General features: G+C 64.4%; 6 protein-coding genes. 3 read left to right on the forward strand and 3 right to left on the reverse strand.

What is annotated here, in order from left to right; genetic code table 11:
* Positions 1 to 231 precede the first annotated feature (231 nt).
* From RMO40_RS00155 to RMO40_RS25450, 3 genes are all read left to right on the forward strand, one after another.
* Entirely contained in the window at positions 232 to 1,506 is a 1,275-nt protein-coding gene (locus RMO40_RS00155; protein ID WP_309714765.1) for a protein kinase domain-containing protein, read from the forward strand.
* A gap of 487 nt (positions 1,507 to 1,993) precedes the next feature.
* Complete coding sequence (locus RMO40_RS00160) at positions 1,994 to 3,319, forward strand: diguanylate cyclase domain-containing protein (protein ID WP_309714767.1); 1,326 nt, start codon at positions 1,994 to 1,996, stop codon at positions 3,317 to 3,319.
* A 173-nt stretch (positions 3,320 to 3,492) separates the two neighbouring features.
* On the forward strand, positions 3,493 to 3,744 hold the full coding sequence (locus tag RMO40_RS25450; RefSeq protein ID WP_489660082.1) for a CocE/NonD family hydrolase C-terminal non-catalytic domain-containing protein: 252 nt from the start codon (positions 3,493 to 3,495) through the stop codon (positions 3,742 to 3,744).
* A gap of 78 nt (positions 3,745 to 3,822) precedes the next feature.
* On the opposite strand, the gene RMO40_RS00170 is transcribed toward RMO40_RS25450, so the two are convergent.
* The 3 genes from RMO40_RS00170 to RMO40_RS00180 form a co-directional block, all read right to left on the reverse strand.
* On the reverse strand, positions 3,823 to 5,064 hold the full coding sequence (locus RMO40_RS00170; RefSeq protein WP_309714771.1) for an ABC transporter substrate-binding protein: 1,242 nt from the start codon (positions 5,062 to 5,064) through the stop codon (positions 3,823 to 3,825).
* A gap of 30 nt (positions 5,065 to 5,094) precedes the next feature.
* Positions 5,095 to 6,258 (reverse strand): ABC transporter substrate-binding protein, encoded by a 1,164-nt coding sequence (locus RMO40_RS00175; RefSeq protein WP_309714773.1) that lies wholly within the window; start codon positions 6,256 to 6,258, stop codon positions 5,095 to 5,097.
* Positions 6,259 to 6,287: 29 nt separating this feature from the next.
* Positions 6,288 to 7,088 (reverse strand): TonB-dependent receptor domain-containing protein (locus tag RMO40_RS00180; protein WP_309714775.1); only part of this gene is annotated, 801 nt, incomplete at its 5' end.

The raw sequence follows: 7,088 nt of genomic DNA on the forward strand, positions 1-7,088 counted from the left end.
TGCGCAAGCCGCTGGTGGACGGCAAGGCGCGCGAGGCACTTTTTGGCGCCCAGCAGTACCAAAGGCGTTGATTGGCCCTCCCGGCACCCCTCAAGCAGGGTGCCGTGACAGGCCGGAGATCCCCCCCGAAGCGCGTCAAAATACACACTTTCACCCGCCCGGGCATTGTTTTTGCCCCTGCCTGACGCGATGAACTTGTTCGAACCTCTTCAGCCACCTGGCCGCCTCCCCGTGGGAGCGGGGCAAGCGCTCCAGCCTGGCTACATGCTGGAAGAGTTCGAAATCACCCAGGTTCTCGGCTTGACCAGCTTCGGCGTGCTCTACCTCGCCACCCACGCGACCGAGCACAACACGGTGGCCATCAAGGAGTACCTGCCGTCGTCGCTTGTGATGCGCAACGCCGAGGGTCGGTTGGAGCTCACCGACCCGTCGCACGACGAGGCCTTTCAGCGCGGGCTCCAGTCCTTCGTCACCGAAGCACTCACCCTCTCGCAGTTCAACCACCCTCACCTGCTGAGCGTGACGTGTGTCTGGGAGGCCAATGGCACCGCCTACCGGGTGATGCCCTTGCTGACGGGAACGACCTTGCTCGCACAACGGAGCAAGCGCGACGAACCCGCGAGCCAAGAGCAGCTGCAAGCCCTGTTCGACGGCCTGCTCGGCGCGATTTCAGTACTCAACGACGCGGGCTTGGCGCACGGCCAGATCGAGCCGGTCAACATCTTCATGCTCAACGGCGAGCACCCGGTGTTGATGGACTTTGATGCCGTCCACCAGGCGGTGTTGAGTGACCTGAGCGAGCCGCACGTCGACGCTTACGCCAACCCTCACCGTTTGCAGCAAATGACCCGCGTCGACTTGCATGCGCTGGCCTCGGTGCTGCACTTTGCGATCAGCAACCACTGGTCTGCCGGGGGCGCCGCACACGCTGAACCCTTGGCTGAAGCGCTTGCCCGGCTGAAGGACAGCGCCTCGGCCCTGGGTTATGCGCCCGAGTTCTTGAGCGCCATCGACGCGGCGCTGGCATTGCCGCTGACCGACCGCCCCGGCAGCGTGGCCGAGTTCCGTGCGCTCTTCGCGCCCGAGTCGCAGGGCGGTACGCCAGTGAAACTCATCAAACCGCCTCGGCGGCCAAAACGGCCCTTGCCGGAGCGCCCCAAGAACGAGTACCCACTGAATTCGTCAGAGAGCGTGCTGGCCTTGCTGGCCAACTTTGGCCGGGGCCCGGTGATCGCACCCGAAGACGTCGAGCCGTTCGAGAACCCGCCCGTTCCCACCCTCACCGAAGAAGCCGAACCCAGCTTGCCGCCGTTGCGAGCAAGCCTGTTTGACGCGATGGATGCCGGCCAGCCGCTTCCACAGAGCCATGTGGGTTATGGGCGCATGCCCTACAAGCCGATGCCCCCGGTACCGGCGAGCCGTTGGCGCCGCCTCGGGCCTGCCATGGGCTTTGGTGCGCTGGTGCTGGCGTGCTTGGTGGCGCTCGGCTGGGTGCTGACGGCCTGAGGGCCTGAGGGCGGCCCGACCGGCGCCGCTGACGGCGGAAGTCAGCGTGGTTGGCTTCGCAGTCGCTTGCGCTGCTCGCGGATCGGCAGAGCCGCGGCCGTGGCGGCGCCGAGTCGATGGCGGAGCGGAGCGGCTCTGCGCCATGTCGGCCCAACCTGCCGCAGGCGTCGCGCAGCAATCACTTCGGGCGTCGCCGCATCTTCATGCTCGGCGTCGTGCGCTGGGTGAAAGTGAGCATCCGTCATACAGCGATTGCGGTCCTTCGCGACCGCGACATGACCCCATGGTCACCGCCTCATTCCAGTCATTCAGACGTCCAAATCGCAATCAGTTGAAATCGGGACGAGCCCAACTCTCGTCGAAAGAATGCCGTCAAGGTTTCACACCGCCGGAATCGGCGAACGGTCCCGTGATCACCGGCTCAAGCAGGAGTCTCCCGAGCCGATAACCATGGATGCCCGGCCTTCCTGCTCCCCCTCGCCCGCGGTTGGCCCGCCTGGCCCGCTGGCTCATCAACCGGCTCGCCCGGCACGCAGGCCATCTGGATGAAGAAGACCGGCTCCACGCCGTGCTCGACCATCTGCCGGCCATGGTGGCGCGTTTCGACCGAGAGGGCCGGTGTCTGTTCGTCAACGAACGCGCCCTGCAGATCTACGGGCTACGCCTGGAGCAGGCGCTCGGAATGCGGCTATTGGACCTGCTGTCACCGCAGGAGTACGCGCTCTTTTCGTCGCATCTGCCGAAAGTGCTGGCCGGCGAGCGCGCGCGCTATGAAGGCGCTGGCGTTTTCGAGGGAAGAACCATTCACTACCAAACGAACCTGGTACCCGACCGTGGCTGCAGCGGGGATGTCGTTGGTTACCTGTTGATGACCTTCGACATCAGCAGCCTGCGCGAGCTTCAGGAGCGGCTTGTGCGCAGCGAGCAGCGGCTGCGCGCCATCACCGACAACGTGCCCGCGGGCATCACCTACATCGACGCCGACCTGCGCGTCCAGTTCGCCAACCGCAAGTTCCGCGAGTGGGTCGGCGTTCGGTGGAACGACATCACTGGAACACCCTTTCGAGACATCGCGGGGGAAGCCGCTTACGCAGAACGCGAGGCCGCGCTGGCGAAGGCGATGGCGGGCGAACGAGTTTCCTTCGAACTCGAGACCTCCCTGCAGGGGATTCAGCGGTGCCTGCAGGCGCTCTACGTGCCGGACCGCGACGACCACGACAGAGTGCAGGGCCTCTACATCCTCACGACCGATATCACGGAGCTGCGCACGGCCGAACGCGACATGGCCATGCTGGCTTTTTCCGACCCGCTGACGCGCCTGCCCAATCGCCGCCGGCTCGAAGAGCGCCTGCCTGAAGCGCTGGCCCGTGCCCGCCGTCAAGGCACGTCGACCGGCCTGATGTTCCTGGACATAGATCGGTTCAAGCACATCAACGATGGGCACGGCCATGCTGTCGGCGATGCTGTGCTGGTGGCCTTTGGACAGCGCCTGACCGGTGCAGTGCGCAACACCGACTTCATCGCGCGCTTCGCTGGCGACGAATTCGTCATCGTCCTCGAAGGCCTCCGCAGTGCGGAGCCACTCGAGAAAGTCGCGCAGAAGATCGCGCTAGCCATGGCGCAACCGATGCAGGCCAACGGCACGGCGTTGAGGGTCTCGTCCAGCATCGGCGGCATCCTCATTCCCGCGGAAGATGAGCGCGCACCAGCAGACCTGCTGAAGGCGGCAGACGATGCGCTTTACATGACCAAGGCACACGGTCGCAACGGCTACACGATCGTGCCCGTCGCTTCTACTACCCTTGCTGACTGAGCCCGCTGTTGTCGCTGTCGAGTAGGAGCGGCCGAAAGTGAGCAGGCCAGTCCATGCTTGGTGCTTGACGTGCCTTGTCAACTTTGGCGTTGCGGAGCCAGGATCTGCTGAATGGCGGGGGCGATGATCGCCACCAGCTCTTCCAGAGCTGCTGCGACGGGTCGAGCGATGAGGTGCCCTCCCACAACGTCGACCGTGTCGAGAAGCTCTCGCCCACCGAGATCGTCGACATCGAAATCGGTCTGTTGCCGATAGACCTTGGCTTCCATCCCGGCGAGCAACTCCGCTTCGTCATCAGCTCGAGAAACCCGCTGGGAACACCGATGCCCGCGATCCGCGAGTACGGCAGTGTCAACAGTGGGCAGCACGTCATTCACACGGATGGAGAGCACAGCTCCTGTCTCTTGCTACCCATCAAAGAGTGAGACCGCAACAGGCTCCATCTGGATGGTTGCAGCCAGCTCCGGACGCCAACCAAGGCCTTGCCGGCGCTGGTCATCGGCTCAGTTGGGTCGCTTCATCTGACAGGTCGTCGGCGTGCTTGAAACGTACGACGCGTAGAGCTTCTCGCCGATCCAGGTGTTGCCTGTGCCTTCGCGGCCGTCGGGGTTCTGCTTGTCGGTCTTGCCCCAGCTCACGAGGTAGAGGGCCTGTTGCAGCTGGTGGTCCGATGCGCGAAGGGTTACCTCGCCGATCGAGGTTTTCACGCTCATGCCTTCCAAGGCCTTGGCCACCTTCACCGGATCGGTCGATTTCGCCTTGGCGATAGCCGCACTCAGTGATTTGTAGATCGCGATCGCCGAGGGAATGGTGAAGTCTTCCTTGTAGCGCGCTTCGAACGCCTGACGGATCTGCGTCGCTTCACCGGGCATGTTGGTATAGGCCGTGCCCACGTACTTGACCTTCCCCAGGCCATAGTCGCCCAGCAACGCAGGAGCGCCCGGTCCGCCTGCCGCGTAGGTGTAGAAGGCGACGTCCAGCCCCGCATCTTTCGCCGCCTTGAAGAGCAGCGCAATGTCGGGGCCCCAGTTCGCGGTGATGACCGCATCGGCGCCGGACTGCTTGATCTTCACCACGTAGGGCGTGAAATCCTTGGTCTGGCCAATGGGGTGCAAATCGTCGCCCACGATCTGCACGTCAGGGCGCTTGCGGCCCAGCATCTCCCGCGCGTACTTCACCGCCTGGTGGCCGAGCGCGTAGTTCTGGTTGATGAGGTAAACCTTCTTGATCGACGGTGTGTCCTTGATGGCCGAGGTGAGGATCTCCATCTTCATCGACACATCCGGCTCGAAGCGGAAGTGCCAGAAGTTGCACGCCTCATTGGTCATGGTCGGGTCAATGGCGTTGTGATTCAGGTAGACGATCTCCTTGCCAGGGTTGCGCTCGTTGTGCTTGCCGATGGCATCCATCAACGCGAGGCCAGCCGCCGAGCCAATGCCTTGTGTCACGTAGCGGAAGCCCTGATCGGCGGCCGCCTTGAGCGTGCTCAAGGTCTCCTGCGGTGACATCTTGTTGTCGAATGCCACGACCTCGTACTTCACCCTGGCCGGGTTGCTCTTGCTCTCACGCTCGGCGAGGAACTGAAAGATGTGAAGCGCGTTGGCACCCGCTGCCGCAGCAAAACCCGACATCGGGTCGATCACGGCGATGCGAACCGTCTCGCCGGCTTGGCCGAAGGCCGTGCCCGCCTGAAGTGCGAGGCCGAGAAAGAGTGAAGGGCCGAACCGTCTTTTCCACGTTGTCATCTGTGTCTCCTGGTGGTTGTCTGTTGCCTGTCAGCGCATGTAGCGCCCGCCCGGCCCCACGACCACCGTCTCGACGAACCTGGACCCGTGGTGGTTGTTGGGGCTGAAATCGAGCACGTAGCCGCCGAGGTCGACCTTCTTCATGCGCTCGACCGTGGCCACCAGCCCCTGCGGCGTGACCTGCTTGCCCGCCCGCGCCAGCACCGCCAGCAGCGAGCGCATGTTGAGGTAGCCCGTGAGGTGGTCGTAGTCGACCGGCAGCTTGGCCGCTTCCATCGCGGCGTTGTAGTCGCGCATGAGCGGCGTGGTCTGGCGCCACGGGTAGGGGGTGGTGACGGTGTAGGCCAGGCCGCGCGCGTCATCGCCCAGCGCATCGAGCAAGGCTTTTGCATTGGCGATCGAAGGGCAGTACAAGGGCGCGCCGATGATCGATCGTGCGGCCTTGATGAAGGGGAAGATGCCGGTGCCGAAGGCCATCATGATCACGGCCTGCGGGCGCTCCTTGGCAATGGTCTGGGCAGCGGCCACCGCATCGGTGCCGGTGATTTCGAGCGACGCGCGGCTGACGATCGTCACGCCCATCTCCTTGGCCACTTCGTCCACCACCGGTACCATGAGGTGACCGAAGGGGCTGTTGCCATAGACCAAACCGATGCGCGAGCGCTGCAGCGTCACCTGGTTGCGGATCATCTGCACCACTTCGTCCCGGTAGCTCGCCGTGGTGGTGAAGAAGTAGGGGTGCTGCTTCGCGCGCAGGCTGGGCGAGCCGGTGTACACGCCGATCAGCGGCACCTTCTTCTCCAGCAGGATCGGCAGCGTCGCGCCCACCCCGGCGGTGCTGCCCAGGCCAAACAGGCTCACCACCTTGTGCTCGTCGATCAGCTTGCTGACGTTGTCGGCGCACTTCTTGGTGTCGTAGCCGTCGTCGAGCTTGATCAGCTTGACCGGGCGGCCGTTGACGCCGCCCTTGGCGTTGAACTCTTTCAGCGCGAGGTCCTGGCCACGCAGCAAAACTTCGAACGAGGGCGCGGCCGGGCCCGTCAGCGCGACCGATTGGCCGATGAGGATCTCGTCGGCGCTGTCGCCGGGTGCGGCGCGGGCGAACAGCGGCGAGGCGAGCGCGGCGCTGGCGGCCGACAGGACCAGCTGACGCCGGCTGACATTGATCGGGTGGGGTTTGAAAGTGCGTTTCATCGTGATCCTTACTGCTTGAATAACGTGGCTCAGAGACTCTTGCGCAGCGTGACGCCATAGGTGCGGGGTGCACCCAGGAAGCCGTTGATGGCGCCGGTTTGCAGGGCTGGCCCGAACGAGGCCTGCGAATACACCTCGTTGGTCAGGTTGTGGCCCCACAGCTCCAGGCTCCAGCTCTTGCCGAGCGAGCCGACGCCCAGGCGCGCGTCGACCAGCGTGAAGGCCTTCTGCTCCGTCAGCGGGTTGGGGGTGGTGCTGGTGTTGTAGCGGCTGCTGTACTTCGCGCCGAGGTTGAAGCGGCCCAACAGGCTGTTGCCGATGTTCCACTCGTAGCCGAAGCCGGCCGAGACCGTCCACTCGGGTGCAAAGCCTGCAGTGCTGCCGGGCAGCGTGGCGAGCGATGTGTCGGCCAGCCGGTCGTCACCGTACTTCGCCTTGGTGTAGCCCACGCCGCCCTGTAACGACAGGCCGGTGACGTCGGTTTGCCACTGCAGGTCGACATCCACACCGCGGGTCGTGAGCTCGGGGATCGACGCGACCACCCAGCTGATGCCGCTGAAGGTGTTGAGCTGGTAGTCGCTGTACCTTGAATGGAACAGCGCAGCATTGAGCAGCAGGTTGCCGCCCGCCCAGCTCGTCTTGGTGCCCAGCTCGTAGCTGTCCACCTTCTCGGCTGGGAACTGCGTGTTCGTCACCGGCAAGATGCCGGACCCGCCGCTGGTGCTGCCGTTCGAAGACTGCACCCGCGCCAGGTTGAAACCTCCCGCCTTGTCGCCTCGCGCCGCCGAGGCATACGTCATCGCCCGCTCGCTCCAGCGGTAGGCGGCTTT

This window comes from Rhizobacter sp. (assembly GCF_031412075.1).
Lineage (GTDB): Bacteria > Pseudomonadota > Gammaproteobacteria > Burkholderiales > Burkholderiaceae_C > Rhizobacter.